Raw genomic sequence first — 19,839 nt, 5'->3', positions numbered from 1 at the left:
TTCTTTAAAAATCCACATCACTGCCGTAATATGCACAAGTATATATTTTTTCCATAGTTTCATCATCAACTTCCCTTGGATTTGATCCTGTGCATGGATCTAAAACAGCATTATGAGCTATAAATTTAAGATTAGCTTTAAATTCATTCTCATCTATTCCATACTCTTTCATTGATGAAGGTATATTTAGTTCCTTATTAAACTTATTTATTAAATCTACTAAGGCATCTGTTAGCTCTCTTTCACTTTCTCCCTTTAATCCAATATGTCTTGCAATTTGTGCATATCTATCTTCACAAGCTTTTCTATTATATTTAATTACATATGGCAAGAAGATAGCATTAGCACATCCATGTGGTATATGGAATACTGCCCCTACCTTGTGAGCCATAGAATGTACTATTCCTAAAAGAGCATTAGAGAAGGCCATTCCTGCTAAACATTGAGCCTCATGCATTTCTCCCCTAGCTTCCATATCTCCCTTAAAGGAATTTACTAAATGCATATTAACCATTTCAATTGCCTTTAAAGCTAAAGGATCTGTAAAGTTTGATCTTAAACTTGCAGTATAAGCCTCAATAGCATGAGTTAAGGCATCCATTCCTGTATGAGCTACTAACTTCTCTGGCATAGTTTCTGCTAAGCTAGGATCAACAATAGCTATATCTGGAGTTATTTCAAAGTCTGCTAAAGGATATTTTATCTTAGCCTTATAATCAGTTATTACTGAAAAGGCAGTTACCTCTGTAGCAGTTCCAGAAGTTGATGGAATAGCTACAAATTTTGCTTTTCTTCTAAGCTTAGGTAATCCAAAAGGAACAATAGCCTTTTCAAAAGTAAAATCAGGATACTCGTAGAAAATCCACATAGCCTTTGCTGCATCAATAGGTGAACCTCCTCCTATGGAAACTATCCAGTCTGGTTCAAAGGCTTCCATTTCCTTTGCACCCTTCATAACAGTTTCTACTGATGGATCTGGTTCTACTCCCTCAAAAACCTTTGTTTCCATTCCAGCTTCCTTTAAATAACTTAAAACCTTATCTAAAAAGCCAAATCTTTTCATTGATCCGCCACCAATAACTATAAAAGCCTTTTTACCTTCTAAACTCTTTAACACCTCTAAAGAATCTTTTCCATGATATACGTCCCTTGGTAAAGTAAATCTTGCCATACTAATAATTCCTCCCAAAATAATATATTCTTAACAAAAAACAAAGTAGATTATATAAACTATAATCTACTTTACATTTTATTTATTATTATTTAATTTTATTCCTAAATCCTATTTATTTTCTTTTTTCCACTCATCTAATTGTCTTTGTAACTCAACTTTTATATCTTCTAGACCTGAATCATATAGCTTCTTATTTAACTTTTCTAAAGTCTCTTCAGTATCTACTGAACCAGTATATAAAGGTTTAATAAACTCTTCAAAAGCATTACTTACAGCTGACATTTGAGTTACAACTTTTTCTGTATCAAATTTAAATCCTAATATAGTTGAAGTTTTAGCCTTTTGGTTAAATTCCTCAAAAGCATCCCACTTATCTACTGGGTCACTATCTAAAACATAAGTATCAAATAAGTTTCCATAAGCCCAACTTGTAACACTATATGGTCCATTTGGATCTCTCTTTATTTGATTATCACTAACCTTTTCATAGTGAGTTCCCTCTATTCCAAACATTAATAGATTTCTTAATGTAGAATCTTTATTTACTAAGTTTATAAGTTCCATAGCCTTTTCTGGATGCTTAGATGTTGCTGATATAGCAGTCATAGCACCTGTAGTTGATGCATTTGTAACATATGAGGAAACTATTGATGAAGTTACAACCTCTCTACCTAAAGATTGACTCCATCCATTTTCAGCATATGGTTGTCCATCAGCCTTCCACACAAATCTCTTAACTTCATTTTTCATATTACTAACTGCTGCATCTTGATTTATATATCCTTTTTCATAGAATTCTCTTAATTTAGTGAAAAGATGTTTTAGCTCCTCTGTTTCATACATATTTTTAACTGTTAAGCTTTCATCATCATAGAAAATACCTAAGCCTGATGTTATATCCTCTATACCTTCTATAGGAATTCCATCTCCTTGAGTATAGAATGGAACAAAATCTGGTTCCTTTTCTTTTATAAGTGCAAGCCATGGTTCTAAATCATCAACGGAATGAATATCTTGGTAAGGAATATCATATTTCTCAACAAGTTCCTTATCAAATACCCACATAGGTGCTCCTGCTATTTCCTTTTGGTTTGGCACTGCATATATGTTTCCATCAACTTCTGCACCCTTCCAAAGTCTTTCATCAATAACATTCTTAAGATCTTTTCCATGACTATCTATAAGATCATTTAACTCTAAGAAAGCTCCCTTTCTTGCATTATCTAAGTATGGGAAAGCCCATGAACATGTAAATGCTAAATCATATTCTTCTCCTGAGTTAGCTATTACGTTCATTTTTTGACTATAATCACCAAAGTCAATATGTTTTATGTCTACAGTAGCATTTATTTTATCCTTTATATACTTATTTACTTCCTCCTCAACTAATTCTCCATCATTTTGTGGTTTACCGATTACATACCATACTAAGTTTACTGGTTCTTCTCCTTCTCCACCACCAGATGAAGCACTCCCCCCAGAGCCACATCCAGCTAAGATAGAAGATGTTCCAATTATTCCTCCTAATAATAAAGCGATCAGTTTTTTGTTTTTAAGCATTTTTCTTTTCCCCCTTAAATCAAACTAATAAGTCCTCATTATATATATATTGTATAAATCACTTTCTTATTCTTCTTTTTTCAACGTTTAACAAAACGTTTACAGAGAAATTTAATCAAAAGATTATAAAAGTGCTAACTTATTCTTTATTTTTGTAACCATTTCTTTTCATTTAAGACATAATTGCGTAACCTCTACGGATTAAATTAATATTATTATTTATATAACAGTTTTAACTCCTTATACCCTTAAATATTGCATGTATGGGCATGTATCAAAAATTATTTTGATACATGCTCCTCTATTTTAAATAAATTTTTTCCTTTCTTACCTATAACATTTCTTAAATTCACTGATTATTTTTTTAATTTTAAGTATTATCTTAAGAATTTTATTGTTTTTCTTATTTTAATTATCATTTACGAGTATTTCATTTAAAATAAAATATAAAAACCATAAATAAAGTTCTACTCCTAAATTCAAGTTAAAATTACATTCACAATTATTCCATTATTTATTAACATTTCTAATTATGGTATAATTACATGGAAAATTTAAGTATTATACACTATTTTAAACTTAAGAAAATAGGAGATGATTTTTATGGCTGTAGCAATAGTTCAACAACAGCAACAACCAAATGATAAGATTAATATTGAATTGTCTAATTCTAATGTTGCTGTAGTAAAAAGTAAAAAAGAAACTAATCCCCCTATAAAAGATGAAAAACAATCAAAGGATAAAGATAATTTAAAATCTGATAAAAAAACCGAGCCTAACGTTGAAGAAAAAAAGCAAGATAAAGGTAACTCAAAGGAAGAAAATAAAGCTCAGGTAAAAACTGAACCTAAAGTTAAAGAGGATAAAGACACAAAGAAAAGTTCTGATGAAATTAAAGAAGAGGTAAAAAATCAAAAACCTGTTATAAAAGAAGTAAAATTACCTGTTGAAAAAGATTCAAAGAATTCTTCTGAAAATTTATCTAATAACTCAAGTGACTTTGCTTCAGATGTCAATAGAAGATTATATGAATATGAAAGTGTTAGAAGTAATCAATCTAATGCAATGAATGAAGCTATTCGTCTACATAATGGTGACCCTAGCAACACTTGTGTTTTCTTCCAAGGTGCTTGTTTAAGAGCAATAGGCGTACCTGTTCCAAGTCATATTGGATACACTTCTAACCTTTGGAACTGGCTAGAAAATAATAATTGGGAAATGCATAGAGATTTTTCAAATATCCAAAAAGGAGATATTATCTTTGCAGGTGAATATCACACAATGTGTTTTATGGGTTGGAAGGATAAAGCAAAGGGGATTGCCTATGTAATGGGAAATGAAGCCTATACCTATGGAGATGCCTATGCTCATCGTAATTTAAATGGACAAGCTCCTACTAAAGAAAATGGATGGAATAGACAGTATAGAGCTACAAGATACTATAAATATAAAGGAAATTCTTCAAAAAACAATTCTGACATTGTAAAAACAAACATTGTAACATCAAAACCTGTTAGCTCAAAGGATCATAAATATACAGTTGAAGCCTTAAAGGGTACTGTAACAGCTAAGCAAGATGTTTATATTAATGAAAAACCATTTCCTACTACTGAAGGAATTAAGCCTGTAGGACTAGCTAATGGCGGAGATAAACTAACTGTAACTGGTAGAGCCTCAAATGGATGGTATGAAGTTCTTTATAATGGCCAAAAAGCTTACATAAGTCATAGATATACTGACTTCTTAGAAGAAAAAGAATCTCCATCTAAGTCATCTGAATCTATTACTCCTCTTGGCGTAGTTAAAACTAATACTTCAGATAAAAAATCTGATTCTAAAGAAGATAATAAAAAAGTAGAAAGTTCTCTTAAAGATAAGGATGAAAAGGTGAACAAGGGAGCTGAATCTACTGAGGGTAAAAATGTAACTGAGTCTAAGGATAAAGCTACTAATAAAGTTGAATCAAATAAAACTGAACAAGCTAAGCCTTCTGAATCTAGTAAGCCAGTTGAAGAAACTAAAAAAGAGGAATCAAGTAAGCCTTCTGAAACAGTTACAAAAACTGCCTTTATAAAGGCTAATGGTGGCTTATGGCTACATTCTAGCAAAGATACTTCATACTCTTCTAGAGTAACCCTAATGAGTAATGGAGCTAAGGTTAATGTTTTAGAGGAAGATAACTCTTGGTTTAAGGTTGACTATAATGGAAATACTGGTTGGTGTTCAAGAAACTATGTAACTAATCCAGTTACTTCTGAAAGTTCAACTAATAAAAAAGTAGAAGAAAATAAATCTACAGAACCTAAGAAAACTATGGAAGAAAATAAACCTAAGAAAGAAGCTGAAACAAGCAAAGCAGCCTTAACAATTGTTAAAACTGCTTCTGTAAAAGCTAATGGTGGACTATGGTTACACTCTTCTAAGGATTCATACATCTCTTCTAGATTAGCAATTATGGACAAGGGTGAAAAAGTCACAATCCTAGAAGAAAGTGGAGATTGGTTTAAGGTTAATTACAATGGTAAAACTGGCTTCTGTGCAAGTAAATATTTAAGTGAACCTACTACTTATGAAAAACAATCTGAATCTAATAAAATAGAGGAAGTTAAAAAAGATACTCCTAGTAAGGCTGTAGAAAGTAAACCTACAGAACCTAAGAAAGTTACAGAAGAAAATAAACCTGTTTTAACAAATATTAAGAGGGCTTCTGTAAAGGCAAATGGTGGTTTATGGCTACACTCTACTAAGGATTCCTATGCATCTTCTAGAATTACCATAATGAGTAATGGAGAAAAGGTTGATATTTTAGATGAAAGCGGTTCTTGGTACAAGGTTAACTATAATGGAACTATGGGTTGGTGCTCAAGCCAATTTTTAAGTAACCCAACTGTTATCTCTCAAAGCTCACAAAGTAAGCATGTAGAGGAAAATAAACCAGTTTATGAAAACAAAACTGTTGAAGTAAGTAAGCCAGTTACTAGTACAGTAAAAACAGCTTACATAAAAGCAAATGGAGGTTTATGGTTACACTCCTCTAAAGATTCCTATGCTTCTTCTAGAATAAGCATAATGATCAAAGGATCAAAGGTAAGAGTTTTAGAAGAAAGTGGTTCTTGGTTTAAAGTTGACCACAATGGAAATATAGGTTGGTGTTCAAGTGAGTTCCTAACTAATCCAGTAACATCACAAAGTAATACTGTGGAAGAAAATAAACCAGTTCATCTAGTTCAATCGAATACTAGTGAGGTTTCATTAAGATCAGCCCATGTAAAAGCTAATGGAGGATTGTGGCTACACTCATCTAAAGACTCCTCTACTTCATCTAGATTAACTGTAATGGGTAATGGTCATAAGGTTGAAATCTTAGAAGAAAGTGGTTCTTGGTACAAAGTTAGATATAATGGAAACATAGGTTGGTGTGCTAAAGAATTTATAGCTTAAAGAAAATTTGAACTTATAAAATTAATCATAGGGTAATTTAGATATTTTCTTACTTCTAATACCCTAAAATAAAGACTATAAAATATATCTTTAAAGGCTCATAATTTAAAAATTCTCTTTAAATTATGGGCCCATTTTCTCTCTAAAAACAAAAAACTTTTAAAAAAAACTAATCTCCGCCAACTTTTATTCCATATATATATAAATCCTAGAACCCTTGATATATTTAATTTTTCCCACACTATGCCAAGTAGCCAACATTTTTCACTCCTTATATATATAGTATTTAATATTTTTAATCTTTTATTATCATATACATTAGAGTAAAAAAAATTTGTCATAGCATTGACACTACTAAAACTCACTGAATTTTAATATGGAATAAACTCTGGCATAGTTTAATAGCACTATAAAAAATAAAAACCCATTAAACTTCTAATTCAACATTATATATTTCCTTATTGCTTATTGCTAATTCTTTCTCTACAACATATGCCTTCTCTATATCATAAAAAACATTTCTATGCTCCTTTAAAAACTTCTTGTTTCCCTCTTCAATATTAATTAAAATATCCTTATTTATGTTTAATAGCTCCTGCTCCTTTTCTGAGAGTCTTTTAGATATTATAATTTCTCCATTATCCTGAAAACTTATTAAATGCTTATCAAACAAGGAATCATGATTTGGGCATAGTAAAAATCCATTAAAGGGATTTAGCTTTTCCTCTGGTGTACTTTTACTCCAAGGTTTTATATGGCTTGCTATTAAAAGCTCCTTGTGAGCTAGTCCACAAATTTTACACTTACACTCTCTTTTAAATAGTGCTTCTCTAAATTTGTTTTGATTTTTTCTAGCCTTAACAATCCTCTCTATGACTTCTCCCACTTCATTTATTTCTTCTATGGTTTTATTTTCAACATCTATTTCTAGTCTTTCTAACTCACAAAGAACATCATGACTATATTTAGTTCTCATTTCCACATCATATTTTATGGATGTTTCCTTTGTAAATTTTAATCTAGGCACTCTTACACTAAGCTCTTTAGAATCTTCAAAGTCATTTATTTCATTTTTAAAAACTTCCTTCATTTTAGGTATTAACTTTGGCCAATTCATTCGTATTCTTCCTTTAATTTCACCTTCTATTTCAGCTTCAAAGGCTTCCCCTTTATATATAAGAGTTATTTTCTTCTTATCTCCATATTTAATATCTTCGCATTCAAAAACCTTTCTAACTTTTATTGGAATATGGCTTCCCCTCTTAAATGAGGATTTATCTAAATCCTTTATGGCAAATTTATTCTCAATATCATCATATTCCCATGATTTAATTCTATTCAAAGCAATTCTTCCCCCACTCATTAAAATAATCTATGTTTCTATAAATTTATATTTACAAGTTATCTTAATTAAAACAACTAAAAACTATATTACCACTTCTTAATCAACATTCTATAATTATACAATATTTATTATTTTATGTAATTATAACAGATAAAATTTTTAACATAAAATTCTATTTTAAATGAGTTTTCCTTTTAAATAGCTAAAAAATTAAGAGATATAGAAAATTTCTATATCTCTTGTATTAAAGCCAAAAATTTTTATTTAAAACTAAGTCATAACTTTTAAATGTAATACTATAAATTATCTACAGCGTACTTAGCTTCTTCTTCTGTAAATTTTTCTCCGTATTCTGAAACTAATTGATCATATATTGCACTTGGAGACATTGCCATAGTCTCTTGATATACTTTTGCTTTTTTTAATGCATTTTCTTTCCAATTTGCATCTAAATTATCTACAGCATATTTAGCCTCTTCTTCTGTAAATTTCTCTCCGTACTCAGATGTTAATTGATCATATAGCCCCGCTTTAGACATACTCATAGTATCACTATATGTCTTTGCTTTTTTCAAGGCATTTTTGTTCCAATCTGCTTCTAAATTATCCATAGCATATTGAGCTGCTTCATCAGAAAATTTCTCTCCATACTCTGATGTTAATTGGTCATATAATCCTTCTTTAGACATACTCATAGTATCACTATATACCTTTGCTTTTCTTAATGCAGACTTATATTCTTTTGGAACTTCTTCTACCTTTTCTTCTTTTTCCTCTACTTTTTCTTCATTCTCTTTAACCAAAACATCTTTTTCTTCGCCTTGATTATTACTAATTTCTTTATCTTGATTTTGCTCCACTTCACTTATAGTTTTATTGTTAGCAACTGTTGAATCCTCATAACTTGATTCTCCTACAGTTCCAAGTATTATAATTATTGCTAATACTATAAACCATGGTCTTTTATATATTGCTTTTTTATTTTTCGCCCCACATTCAGGACAAGATTTAGCATTAGATGCTATTTCTTTAGAGCAAACTTTACATTTTTTCATCTTTGACATTTCAAATTTCCCCTTTAAATTAGATGTTTATATTCAAAAGATTTAACATTATTCATAATACTATTAGTTATACTTATAAATAATAAAATATTTATGTTAAAATCTTTTTCTACTATATATTTACATATTACCCAAAATAAATCAACTAATTTCAAGTTTAATTTAAAATATCTTTATTTTATTAAGAATAAAATCATAAAGTTTAATTAAAAGTTAAATTTAACCATATATTTATTTAAATCATTGACTTTATACTTATATAGTTTTATTTCTCAATTATTTTATTTAGACTTTTTAATTATAAATTTTTAAGATATTCCTCATAATTCTTTCTAGCTTCTATTTCAGATTTCATTGCTTCATTAAAAAGCTCTTCCTCTGATTTAAATAATTTAGCTATTTTACTCTTATTATTTTTGAACTGTTCCAAATCAACATCATTAAGAATTCTATCTATATAAAATTCCCCATTCTTTTCAACTATATAAGCTGTATAATCATCCATTCCACCTGATATGGTATCACTATTTTTGTCAAACTTTATCTCAAATTCTCTATGGAAATTCACCCTATATTCATTATCAGGCTCTTTTACAATATTTTTTATAGAAACCTTTGACATCTTCAATTCACTTTCTAAATTATACTTAAGTGTAGAATTAAAAACGGAATTATATTTTTCTGCAACTTCCTTATTAGAAATTATCTCCTCACAGTTAACCGCCTCTTTAGAATAATCAAAATCAACAAACTTAACTACAAGTTCTTCAATAGGCTCCTTAATCCTTTCATCATAAGTAACATCAATACCTATGTTTTTATAATCCTTTATTTCCTTCTTAGCAATAATAAAAAATGATAAAGCTAAAAAAACTCCTAAACTTAAAATTGAAATAGTTACCCAAATTCCCTTTTTCATATCATACTCTTCCTTTTCTTTTTTATTTCTTATTTTCATATTTCATTTAAAACTACCTTTAATTTTTTTCTACCTTTTTTCTATTTTCCTTTTACTCATATTTTATATCTATTTTTTCCTTAATGTATAACAAAATTGTTAATTATACCCATCAAATAATAGTATTAAACACTCTTATTCACCTCTAAATTGAACTTTCAATGGTTTTATGACGGACTTTCAAAAAGTCTGTCATACTCTAAAACCTTAGTATGACTAGCTTTAGCCATACATTGTCAGACTTTTGCTATTTTTCACTCACTATATATAGGGTATTTAATAAATGTGTTTTTTTATACTATTTTTTATTTTTCCCTATTATATAGGAGTAAAAAAAGTCCGTCAATTCCGTCAAAACCCTTGGTATCACTAAGAAAACTCTGGCTCAAAATCCGTCACAAGTTCGTCATAACTCCGTCACTAAAGCATAAAAAGCTATATTTTCTCCTTTAGATAAATGTAAAAGTCTATAAATACTCTCCTATTTCCTACTTAACATCTTTAAAATTTATGTAGATGTTGTATAATGATAAAATAAAGAATTAAGAGTTAAGGGAGATCTTATTATGAATAATTATTTGACAGAGGAAAACGTTAAAAAGTTAAGAGAAGAATTAGACTATAGAATGTCTGTTGTTAGAGCAAAGATTGCAAAGGAGAAATTAGAGGCGGCAGCCCATGGTGATAGATCAGAAAACGCTGAGTATAAGGAAGCTTGTAGAAACTATAGAGAAAATGATAATAGAATACAATACCTTTTAACTATGATTTCAACAGCAATAATAATTGATGAAGAAAGTAATGATAAATCTACACTAGGTCTTAACAGCAAAGCTAAAATTAAATTTGTTGAAGATGATGATGAGGATGTTGTTACTTTAGTTACAACTATGGATTTAGATTTAGAAAATATGTGTATAAGCATAGAATCTGATTTAGGAAAAGCCCTAATGGGTAAAAAGGTTGGAGATGTAGTAGAAGTTGAAGCTCCTGGTGGAAACTATACTGTAGAAGTATTAGAAATATTATAATAGGCTTAACTTAAAGTGGATAATTTTATTTGTCCACTTTTTTATTTGCTATAAAAATTATAAATTGAGTTACTCTAACTTTTCCCATGGATAACTTCACCATAAAACTTCAACAACTTAACAATATTTTGGATATTTATTGATAACTTATTGATAATTTATTAATAAACTTATTGATTACTCTCTCTTTTGATTATAAAATATCTATAAAATAATCTTGTATAATTATTCCAATTATACGCAATAAAAATATCCATGTTTTAAGTTTATGTTGAGTTCTATATCTATAAGTAAAATAATCATGTACCAATATATAATTAGAATCAGCCTTTTCTTAAGACGTAGGAAAAATAAATATAAAGGGTGGTTGAACATGGGAAAATTATTAGAAGTAACACAAACCTTTAATGAAACTGAATTCTGGAATGACTCCTGCTCTTATGATGAATTAAAAGAAGCAATTAAAAATGGAGCTTCAGGAGCTACTACAAATCCAGTTATAGTTTTAAATGTATTAAAAAAAGAATTGCCTAAGTGGGATGAAACCATAAAAGAGATTGTGGCAGAAAATCCTACTGCTACTGAGGATGAAATTGCATGGATGGTAATAAAATTACTAGGTGAAAATGCTGGCTCTCTCTTATATCCTCAATTTAAAGAAAGTAATGGTCAAAGGGGAAGAATATCCTTCCAAACTAATGCAAAATTCTACAAAAATAAAGAAAAGATGGTGGCTCATGCCTTAGAACTTTCAAAGGTAATAGAAAACTCCCAGATAAAAATTCCAGCATCAAAGGCAGGTATAGAAGCCTTTGAAGAGTTAACATACTTAGGAGTAAGCATTAATGCAACTGTTTCCTTTACATGTCCTCAGGCAATTGCAGTGGCAGAAGCTGTTGAAAGAGGATTAAATAGACGTGTAAAAGAAGGTCTTCCTATAGATAATATGCATCCTGTTTGTACAATCATGGTTGGACGTTTAGATGATTATCTAAAAGCATATGTTCAAGATAATAATATAGATATAAATCCAGAATTTTTGGATTTAGCTGGTGTTTTAACATGTAAAAATGCTTATAAGCTTTATAAAAAAAGAGGATATCGCACTAAACTTTTAGTTGCAGCCTTCCGTAATAACTATCACTTTACAGAGTTTATAGGTGGAGATATTGTCTTGACCATAACTACTAAATATCAAAATATCTTTAATGAATTAGACATAGAGGTAGCTAATTATATGGACAAAGACCTTTCACCTGATATCTTAGAGGAATTGCTACGCTTAGAAGAATTTAGAAAAGCTTATTATGAAGATGGATTAAAGCCAGAAGAATTTGAACATTATGGAGCTTTCTTAAGAACTATGAATCAATTCTTAAATGGTTATGATGATCTTGTAAAAATAATTCGTTCATATATAGTTAAATAGAAATTTCTTAAATTAAATAAAAGTGGCTATATAAATAAATAATTACTAAAACTTATAGATAGTATAAAATATTATACTATCTATAGTTTTATATTTTGACCTTGATATAGCCACTTACATTTTATTATCTAGCAGTTCTTAAAGTTATACTTTCCTTATTTGAAAGTTCTCCATTAGAATATTTAGCAGCAATCTTGAAATTATAGATTGTATGTCTGCTTAATCCTTTAAATTTATATGATGTTTCTTCTGCACCTATTTTAGCTACCTTTTTGCCATCTTTATAAAGAGCATATCCTTCTAAGCCCTTTGTAGATTCAGGAGCACTCCAAGTAACAGTTACGTTCTTCTTAGCTATTTCTGAAGCTTCAAAATTATTCACAGGTCCAGTAACTATTTCTCCTTCATTATTAACCTTCTCAAGAGAATTCATAGCTTCTTTTAATCTTGATGTAGCTTCATCTACCCCTTCCTTAGTAGCTTCTATATCATTGTTTAAGTGTTTTGCATGATTTAATGCCTCTTCAAATACTATCCAACTTTCAATTGTATAATCTTCCTTAATTAATTTATTAGCTTCCACTAAAGTTTTATTTAATTCTCTAGCTTCTACTAATCCTTCATAAGCTTTATTTAGCTCACTTCTTAATCTATCTAATTGTGATAAATTAATCTTATCTAAAGCATTTACTTTTTGTGCTACATTAATATATCTATGAGCTGTTGCCTTAGTATAATCCTCTTTATTTATTTCCTTAACTAAAGCTTTTAATTCATTTATTTCATTCTCTGTTGCTACTCTATCCTTCTTAGTAACACTTATTTCTCTTACAGCTGCAAAGTTTCTTCCATTAAATGTAGAAATGGCTGTTAATTTAATTCCACTTGCTTTTATAGCTTCATCTAACTCTATTTTTTCTTCAACTCCATCAGTGAATTCTCCTTCTTTAACAACTGTCCATTCTCCATTTATATTAGCCTCTAGCTTATATCCTTTAATTGAACCATTTATTTCTTTTCCACGAGATAATACATTAACTGTATCAAAGTCTAATTCTTCACCAAAATCTACAGAAAGCCAATGATTTCCACTATGAGTATCTCCACCAACATAATTTGTATGCCATAAAGTAGATTCATTTCCATCAATAGCATATGAAGCAGGACCGTCATTTCCACTTGGTGGATTCATTTCTGAACAAGCACTTACTTCCCAATTTTCTCTGCTATACTCAATTATATCAGAGCCTTCATAAGAATTATAAAGTTCTTTTGCTTCATCATAGTATATTGAACTATTTCTTAATTCAATATCTCCCATAACTCCAGTAAAGTTATTATCAGAAACCATAATTGTTCCACCATTTATCTCTTGATTTATTAATGACTTATCATATACAGAATTCATTAATTCACCATCAATATAAACTTTAAGAACTCCATTAACCTCTCTAACTGCAGATATATGATGTAATTTTCCATCATTTACTTTACCAACAAAAGTTGATTCAGTTGAAGTTGGTATATATTCATTAGTTCCAAAAGTTCCATGAGCCTTTTCTGTAACAGTAGTTACTTCTGACTTTGAAGTAAGATTTAAATCTTTAACTTTAAAGTTTACATATCCTTCTTCATCAATTGATAGCTTTATTTCCTCCCCTTGGCTTAATAAGTTTACATTAGATGATGTAGTGTTAATAGCCATAGATACTGCAAAGTCAGTTGTTCCTTTAAAGCTTTCGGCTTTATCAACCTCATAAGCTTTATTAAGTTCTAAGAAGTATGTGTCTGAATTTCCATTATACTTCTTATTTATATTTTCTCCCCCTATTAATTCTTCTCCACTTTGTACTGAAACAATTTTTCCATTATTATAAACAGGAATTGTTAAGCTTGTTGTAAGTGGATTTTGAAGTGCATCTCTTTCTCCATTAATATTTAATTTAGCTTCTCCTTGTAGTTTATTAGAAGTACTTATAACAACTGTTCTATAATCGTCTAATAATTTAGATTCAGTAATTTCATTTCCTTCAACTGAATAAACTCCTTCTCCATTTTCAACACGCTCATTGTACTTAATAGTGATTTCATTTTCTCCAGTTACCTTAGCAGAAACTATTTCAGAAGCCTTATTATCTACTTTTCCATATTGAAGTATTCTAGTTTCATATGGCTCTAAAGTTACAGTTATGCTATCTCCATAAGATACTGATCCTACATCACCAACTTTATATGGTAATACTTGATTTCCTTTAAGATTTGATACTGACTTTGGCACTCCTACTATATCAGTTAACTCTAAAGTATATTCTTTAGTCTCTCCAGTTGGATTTCTAAATGAAACTATACCTTCATTACCATCCCATGCAGAATATCCATAAACACCCTCTGTAGCTCTTTGTCCGAATAACTTAGCCTTTTCTAAAACATTAAAATTATTTTCCACAAAGTCTAAAACATCTGCATTAACTTTCCATTTTTCATCATCCATTATTGATGGTGAGTAATATAATTCCCAGAATGCTGTTCCACGAACTGCATTAGCAAATAAGAAATCTCTAAAATCCTCTGTAGTTGCAAAACTGCCATCAGATACACCATATATTGGCTCATGGTTATATATATTCTTTGCAGGGAATTGTATTTGGTTTGATTTATAAATATCATGATAAACAGCATCTCTATAAGTTATTTTTTGTTGATGTCTTGAACCTGTACCAGCATGTCCTGTATCTTGTGAATTTTGTATCCATACAGTATTTACCCATTGAAGAATCCATGGACTTAAGTTTACATAACAAGTTGCATTTATAAATAGGTCCTTTCCTTCTTCTGCTCTACTAGCTCTCATTGTTTCCCAAGCATCTGTCCACTTTTCCCATAGGTCTGTTGTATAATACATATTGTTGTGTCCACCAGCCATATGTCCATGATCTTCACTTGTACAAGGTCTAAGAGCAAATCCATCTAACTTCCAATAATCTATATCAAATCTCTTTTGGTAATCCAAGAAAAGACTTGTTAAATTTTTAATATATCTGTCTGAACCAACACAAACATTTACTCCATTATTAGTTTGAGCATGTCCAGTTCCCATTTTTTCTAAGTATCTTGCAAAACCACCATAGAAATTATATCCTCCTTGTGGTCCAAGCCATAATCCAAATTTTGATTGGAATTTACTTGTTAACTCTGTAGATGTATATAACTCATTAGGAAACTTATCATTGAACTCCCAGAATCCAGTTCTATTCATACTATTTCCAGCTTGTTCTTTTGAAATATTAGGATTAAACTCTGGATCTCTGTAGTTATGCCATCCATCATCTACTACATAAGAATCGATTGGTTCTACTCCATTTTCCGTTAATCCTTTTTCTGTTCCATAGAAGGATTTAGAAATACTTTCATCAGTTATTGTAAGCATATTATCATACCATGAGTTATATTGCTTTCTAAACTCAGTTGGTGTAGCTATTTCTGATATATATTCAAAGAAATCAGTTTGAACAACATCTGTATCTACTCCCTTAGCAGCTCCCACAACATTTTGCCATGATATAAACTTTCCGTCTGTAGTTAATTGATTATCACTTTCTAATTGTTCAAAACTTTTACCACTATAATATCTAATCTGCATTCCATTCTTTACTATATCAGTATCTGCCGCTGGAAATTCTGATCCAAAGAACATACCATTGGCATAAATAGGCTGCCCTAGCATCAATTCGTTTTTTCCTATTAATATGGAAGTTACATCTTCTAAATCTGGATGGGACCATAAAGTATCCTTTATGCCCTCTTCTAATATAAAATGATCTAAATCAATATAATCTATCTTTGCATTTTCATTATTAGTTTTAATTTCAAGGAAAGATCTCATATAGTGGTCATCATTTTCAAGAACAGTAACCATATCTATATCATACTCAGTTCCATTAAAATCATATGGCTCATATGAAATAGTAAGCTTTTTCCCATTTTCAATATCTTCTATCTTTGTAGAGGAAGTATCTATTGTTAAATCACTTGATTTAATCGCAGTTTTAGGTGCTATTGGTTCCTCTGGTTTTTCATATTTATCTGAATATAAATTTATTTCTGCTCCTGAAAACTCCTGTGTATTGCCTAAGGCATCTGATAATTGATCTATTCTTATATATCTACTTTCATAAGTTTTATCAAAATTACCATAAACAACATCTCCTACATTGTGAAGATCTCCTTCTTGATGCAAGTTAAAGTCTTCTCTAGTAAACTCACCTTCTCCAGCTTCTGTCCAATTTTCTCCATCTTCACTTACATAAAGCTTATACTGTCCCATAGTTCCATTTTTTCCATAATTAGCATCAGTAAATCCAGGTCTTTTTTGGTAAGAAAATGAAGATACTGTTTTAACTTCTCCTAAATCGATTTTTAATGATGTTGGATAACCAGTTATTGTGTAACTATCTATATAAGTATTTTTATCTCCATCAAATAATCTTTCAATATCTATAGCTGGATATGCTGTTCCACTATTAGCTGTAAGGGTTGCATTCCAGTTAGCTCTATCTAAAACTTCCTTTGGAGAATTAGCTTCTACTTCTGGTAAATCAGAATTTTCTTGTATTGTATTTATAATAAAATCTTCTGAACCTAATTGTGGAACTAAAGTAGTGTTTGCTCTGCTATTTTCTATTTCACTTGTTAATATCTTCCCATTTTCAATAGAAAACTCTCTAGAAATGTACTCGTTTCCAATAGTGATTTTATCTTGGCTCTTACTAGCTACAACATCCTCTACCTTGGTTCCATTTGCTAATACTGATAATGGTGCTGTGTTAGTTAGAGCCACACTGAGCCCTAATGTTAAAGATAATGATTTTTTTGAAAGTTTATTAACTTGCACTTCTTTCCCCCCTATTAATCTAATTAAAGTTTCTACATAAAATAGATTTTTCTAAAACACTGCTATTTTAATTTATACCTTTATAATGTATATGATAAATTCAGAAAATTATGAGATTATAATATAATTGTGTAATATAAATCTCTTCTTTACTTAACCTTTTAACAATAGACTTTTTTTAAATGTTCTATTTTTAAAACTTCTATCTTATAATGTATTTATTACTAAATTTTAGAAAAAGAAGGAAGGTTTATTTTATGAAAAAAGATACTATTCTTGGTGCTTCTATTGGCTCTACTGACTTTCATTATCTTCAAAAAGATTATGATGAAATAAAGAAATTAAACTTAAATACTTGGAATGAGGTAGCTTGGATAGGAGATGAACTTAATTCTAAAATTGTTATGTGGACAAACTCCTCTCCTGTTAATAATGTTACCCTTTCTTCAAGTGACTTTATAAATGAAAATGGAGATTTAATCTCTTCAAATAATATTAAGATTTCTTGGCTTAAGGAAACCTTAGCTAACATAGGACGTAGTAATCCTTCTGCTCCAGTTGAACATTTCCCAGATATTATTCATAATTCTGATCCACTAAATATAGAAGAAAATACAATAGCCTCTGCTTGGATTAATATAAAAATTCCTAGAAATTCAAAACCTGGAATTTATAATGGTTCTATTGAGGTCACTGCTGATGAATTAGAAAAAGCCTATATTTTTGATTATTCCTTTGAAGTTTTAAACTTAGTACAACCTCTTCCAAGGGAAACAAATACTCAAATTGAGTTTTGGCAACATCCTTACACCATAGCAAGGTATTATGGAATCTCCAAAGAAGATTTATTTACAGAAAAGCATTTTAAATATTTAAGAGATAATCTTAAAGAGTATAGAAATATGGGAGGACGTGGTGTTATAGCTACTATAGTTCATGAAGCTTGGAATCATCAGTCTTATGATAGTGACCCTTCAATGATTAAGTGGAGAAAAAACTCCTATGGCACCTTTGAATTTGACTATTCTCACTTTGATAAGTGGATTCAACTTAATGTAGATTTAGGAATTCTAGATCCTGAAAAGGGCTTTGGCCAAATAAAATGTTATAGTATTGTCCCTTGGAATAATAGAATTCAGTACTTTAATGAAGCTACTAATAAAGAAGAAGCTATAAATCCAACCCCTGGTAGTTATCTTTGGATAAACATTTGGACACAATTTTTAACTTCATTTATGTCTCATCTTGAAGAAAAAGGATGGTTTAACATAACTTATATTTCAATGGATGAAAGAAGTATGGATGATTTAAAAGCTTCTGTTGATTTAATTGAAAGCATAACAAATAAATATGAAGAGCATTTTAAAATTTCTTCTGCCATGGACTATGAAAGTGGAAATGACTACTCCTTCTTAGATAGAATAGATGATATATCAATTGGATTATCCCATATAAATCATAATTCTAATGATATGAAAAACATGGCTGCTCATAGACAAGAACTTGGATTATTAACTACAATATACACCTGTACTGGAGATTATCCAAGTAGTTTCACCATAAGTGATCCTTCAGAAGGTGCTTGGACTATGTGGTATTCCCTATACCAAAACACCAATGGCTTTTTACGTTGGTCATGGGATGGTTGGGTTGAAAACCCTTTAGAAAATATTTCTTATAAATATTGGGAACCTGGAGACCCTTTTCTTATATATCCAGCAGAAAAGGATAGTATAGGTAAAACCTTCTACTCTACTCCTAGATTAGAAAAATTAAAGGAAGGTATAAGAGATATAAACAAAGCTAAATATCTTATGGAAAATGCTCCAAACTTAAAAAACTCTATAGAAAATTTAATCTACTCTCTAAAAAGACCTAATAAAGGAGAAAATGCCTATGGCTCTGCAGTAGCAGCTTCTAAGGAAGATAGAGATTTAACTCTCTCAGAAACAAAGAGAATGAAAAAAGGCATAAATAACTTTGCAAGAGAATTTATTTCATAAAAAGAGAAAAACACTATAATTTAAAAATAGTAGCTAAAATAGTAATGGTAAAGTTTCTAATAAAGATTATATTACCTTAAGGAAATCAAGATAAAAATTTAATGTATAAAAACCCTGTTCTTTAAATGGATTAAGAATAGGGCTTTTATATATTATATTTTCAAATATAATATAAATTTTAGTCTTCTAGATCTACTATATTAGCATCTTTTATGTAATCCCTTATTATTTCTGAAGCTAGATTAAAATAACTTTTACATTTATCAATAATTACAGCATCAGTACTAACAACTCTATCTAAATTTTCTAAAATTACATCCGCATTATTAACTAAATTAACCTCTGTATTAATATTCCAAACTCTAGAATGCTCTAAAATTTTATTCTTTAGTTTTCCTGAATTAGATACAGGAGAGTCTAGATAGAATATAACTCTATTACAATTATGCTTAATTAAAAACTTTCCTATTAATTGTAAAGCAATATCTGTTTTATCTATAATTTTATAAGTTCCTCTAAGACCAGCTAAATCTCTTATACATCCATCACTACCTATAATTAATGTTCCTCCTGATAATGCTACCTCAAGAGTTATTAATAAATTAAACCCATCTATATTTATACACCCACTTTTTAATTCATCTGATGATAGTCTTTTTTTGCTTCTTAAAATCTTACTTTTCAAAGAACAAGCTCCTCTTTTTAAAGCATTACGTTGTCTTATTGAAAATTGATATCTATCACCAACAAATTTTATAACATGCTCAATTTTGTATTCCCTACTTATTAACCATTCAATTTCTTCTTTGGACTTTTTTAATCTTGCTTGCTCCTTATTAGAAAACCACCTACTATCATTTTCATCAAATCCTCTTCTAGTTACCTTACTCATTTTTATCCTCACCTAATTTAATTTTTATTTAAAGTATTTCTTAATAAGATT

Annotated in this window: 11 protein-coding genes; 4 read left to right on the top strand and 7 right to left on the bottom strand. The window is 29.6% G+C overall.

All coding sequences use genetic code 11. The features are described from left to right. Window positions 1-4: 4 nt before the first annotated feature. Both ACYUCG_RS06450 and ACYUCG_RS06445 read right to left on the bottom strand, forming a co-directional pair. Window positions 5-1,171, bottom strand: a complete 1,167-nt coding sequence (locus tag ACYUCG_RS06450) for an iron-containing alcohol dehydrogenase (RefSeq protein ID WP_460268326.1) — start codon at window positions 1,169-1,171, stop codon at window positions 5-7. A 111-nt stretch (window positions 1,172-1,282) separates the two neighbouring features. Further along, on the bottom strand, window positions 1,283-2,734 hold the full coding sequence (locus ACYUCG_RS06445) for an ABC transporter substrate-binding protein (RefSeq protein WP_283682655.1): 1,452 nt from the start codon (window positions 2,732-2,734) through the stop codon (window positions 1,283-1,285). Window positions 2,735-3,337: 603 nt separating this feature from the next. On the opposite strand from ACYUCG_RS06445, the gene ACYUCG_RS06440 reads away from it, so the two are divergent. After that, window positions 3,338-6,175 carry an SH3 domain-containing protein gene (locus ACYUCG_RS06440; RefSeq protein WP_460268325.1) on the top strand — a complete coding sequence of 946 codons (2,838 nt, stop codon included), beginning with the start codon at window positions 3,338-3,340 and terminating at the stop codon, window positions 6,173-6,175. 427 nt (window positions 6,176-6,602) lie between these two features. Here the strand turns inward: ACYUCG_RS06440 and ACYUCG_RS06435 are convergent, their stop codons facing one another. The 3 genes from ACYUCG_RS06435 to ACYUCG_RS06425 all read right to left on the bottom strand — a co-directional run bounded on the left by ACYUCG_RS06435 (window position 6,603) and on the right by ACYUCG_RS06425 (window position 9,542). Beyond that, complete coding sequence (locus tag ACYUCG_RS06435; RefSeq protein WP_460268324.1) at window positions 6,603-7,517, bottom strand: HNH endonuclease; 915 nt, start codon at window positions 7,515-7,517, stop codon at window positions 6,603-6,605. Window positions 7,518-7,816: 299 nt separating this feature from the next. Beyond that, on the bottom strand, window positions 7,817-8,584 hold the full coding sequence (locus tag ACYUCG_RS06430) for an Ltp family lipoprotein (protein ID WP_283682670.1): 768 nt from the start codon (window positions 8,582-8,584) through the stop codon (window positions 7,817-7,819). A 298-nt stretch (window positions 8,585-8,882) separates the two neighbouring features. Then, on the bottom strand, window positions 8,883-9,542 hold the full coding sequence (locus ACYUCG_RS06425; protein WP_333961142.1) for a hypothetical protein: 660 nt from the start codon (window positions 9,540-9,542) through the stop codon (window positions 8,883-8,885). A 566-nt stretch (window positions 9,543-10,108) separates the two neighbouring features. Between ACYUCG_RS06425 and ACYUCG_RS06420 the strand changes: the two genes are divergently transcribed. After that, window positions 10,109-10,573, top strand: coding sequence for a GreA/GreB family elongation factor (locus tag ACYUCG_RS06420; RefSeq protein ID WP_460268323.1), 465 nt, complete (start codon window positions 10,109-10,111; stop codon window positions 10,571-10,573). A 373-nt stretch (window positions 10,574-10,946) separates the two neighbouring features. Further along, window positions 10,947-12,002: a transaldolase family protein gene (locus tag ACYUCG_RS06415; RefSeq protein ID WP_460268322.1), complete on the top strand. Its 1,056-nt coding sequence runs from the start codon at window positions 10,947-10,949 to the stop codon at window positions 12,000-12,002. 124 nt (window positions 12,003-12,126) lie between these two features. On the opposite strand, the gene ACYUCG_RS06410 is transcribed toward ACYUCG_RS06415, so the two are convergent. Next, window positions 12,127-16,893 (bottom strand): discoidin domain-containing protein, encoded by a 4,767-nt coding sequence (locus tag ACYUCG_RS06410; RefSeq protein WP_460268321.1) that lies wholly within the window; start codon window positions 16,891-16,893, stop codon window positions 12,127-12,129. A 257-nt stretch (window positions 16,894-17,150) separates the two neighbouring features. On the opposite strand from ACYUCG_RS06410, the gene ACYUCG_RS06405 reads away from it, so the two are divergent. Next, entirely contained in the window at window positions 17,151-18,896 is a 1,746-nt protein-coding gene (locus tag ACYUCG_RS06405) for a DUF4091 domain-containing protein (RefSeq protein ID WP_460268320.1), read from the top strand. A gap of 178 nt (window positions 18,897-19,074) precedes the next feature. Here the strand turns inward: ACYUCG_RS06405 and ACYUCG_RS06400 are convergent, their stop codons facing one another. Beyond that, window positions 19,075-19,788, bottom strand: coding sequence for a DUF434 domain-containing protein (locus ACYUCG_RS06400; protein ID WP_460268319.1), 714 nt, complete (start codon window positions 19,786-19,788; stop codon window positions 19,075-19,077). Between the last annotated feature and the right edge of the window lie 51 nt (window positions 19,789-19,839).

The sequence above is a fragment of the Clostridium sp. CTA-17 genome (assembly GCF_054767895.1).
Note: the sequence above shows the minus strand (reverse complement) of the source record. Positions and strands in the feature narration are given on the sequence as shown.

Excerpts from the sequence above, each read along its gene's own strand:
- ACYUCG_RS06440 (WP_460268325.1), top strand. The coding sequence starts at position 3,338 with ATGGCTGTAGCAATAGTTCAACAACAGCAACAACCAAATGATAAGATT.
- ACYUCG_RS06415 (WP_460268322.1), top strand. The coding sequence starts at position 10,947 with ATGGGAAAATTATTAGAAGTAACACAAACCTTTAATGAAACTGAATTC.
- ACYUCG_RS06405 (WP_460268320.1), top strand. The coding sequence starts at position 17,151 with ATGAAAAAAGATACTATTCTTGGTGCTTCTATTGGCTCTACTGACTTT.
- ACYUCG_RS06425 (WP_333961142.1), bottom strand. The coding sequence starts at position 9,542 with ATGAAAATAAGAAATAAAAAAGAAAAGGAAGAGTATGATATGAAAAAG.
- ACYUCG_RS06445 (WP_283682655.1), bottom strand. The coding sequence starts at position 2,734 with ATGCTTAAAAACAAAAAACTGATCGCTTTATTATTAGGAGGAATAATT.
- ACYUCG_RS06450 (WP_460268326.1), bottom strand. The coding sequence starts at position 1,171 with ATGGCAAGATTTACTTTACCAAGGGACGTATATCATGGAAAAGATTCT.
- ACYUCG_RS06420 (WP_460268323.1), top strand. The coding sequence starts at position 10,109 with ATGAATAATTATTTGACAGAGGAAAACGTTAAAAAGTTAAGAGAAGAA.
- ACYUCG_RS06400 (WP_460268319.1), bottom strand. The coding sequence starts at position 19,788 with ATGAGTAAGGTAACTAGAAGAGGATTTGATGAAAATGATAGTAGGTGG.
- ACYUCG_RS06430 (WP_283682670.1), bottom strand. The coding sequence starts at position 8,584 with ATGTCAAAGATGAAAAAATGTAAAGTTTGCTCTAAAGAAATAGCATCT.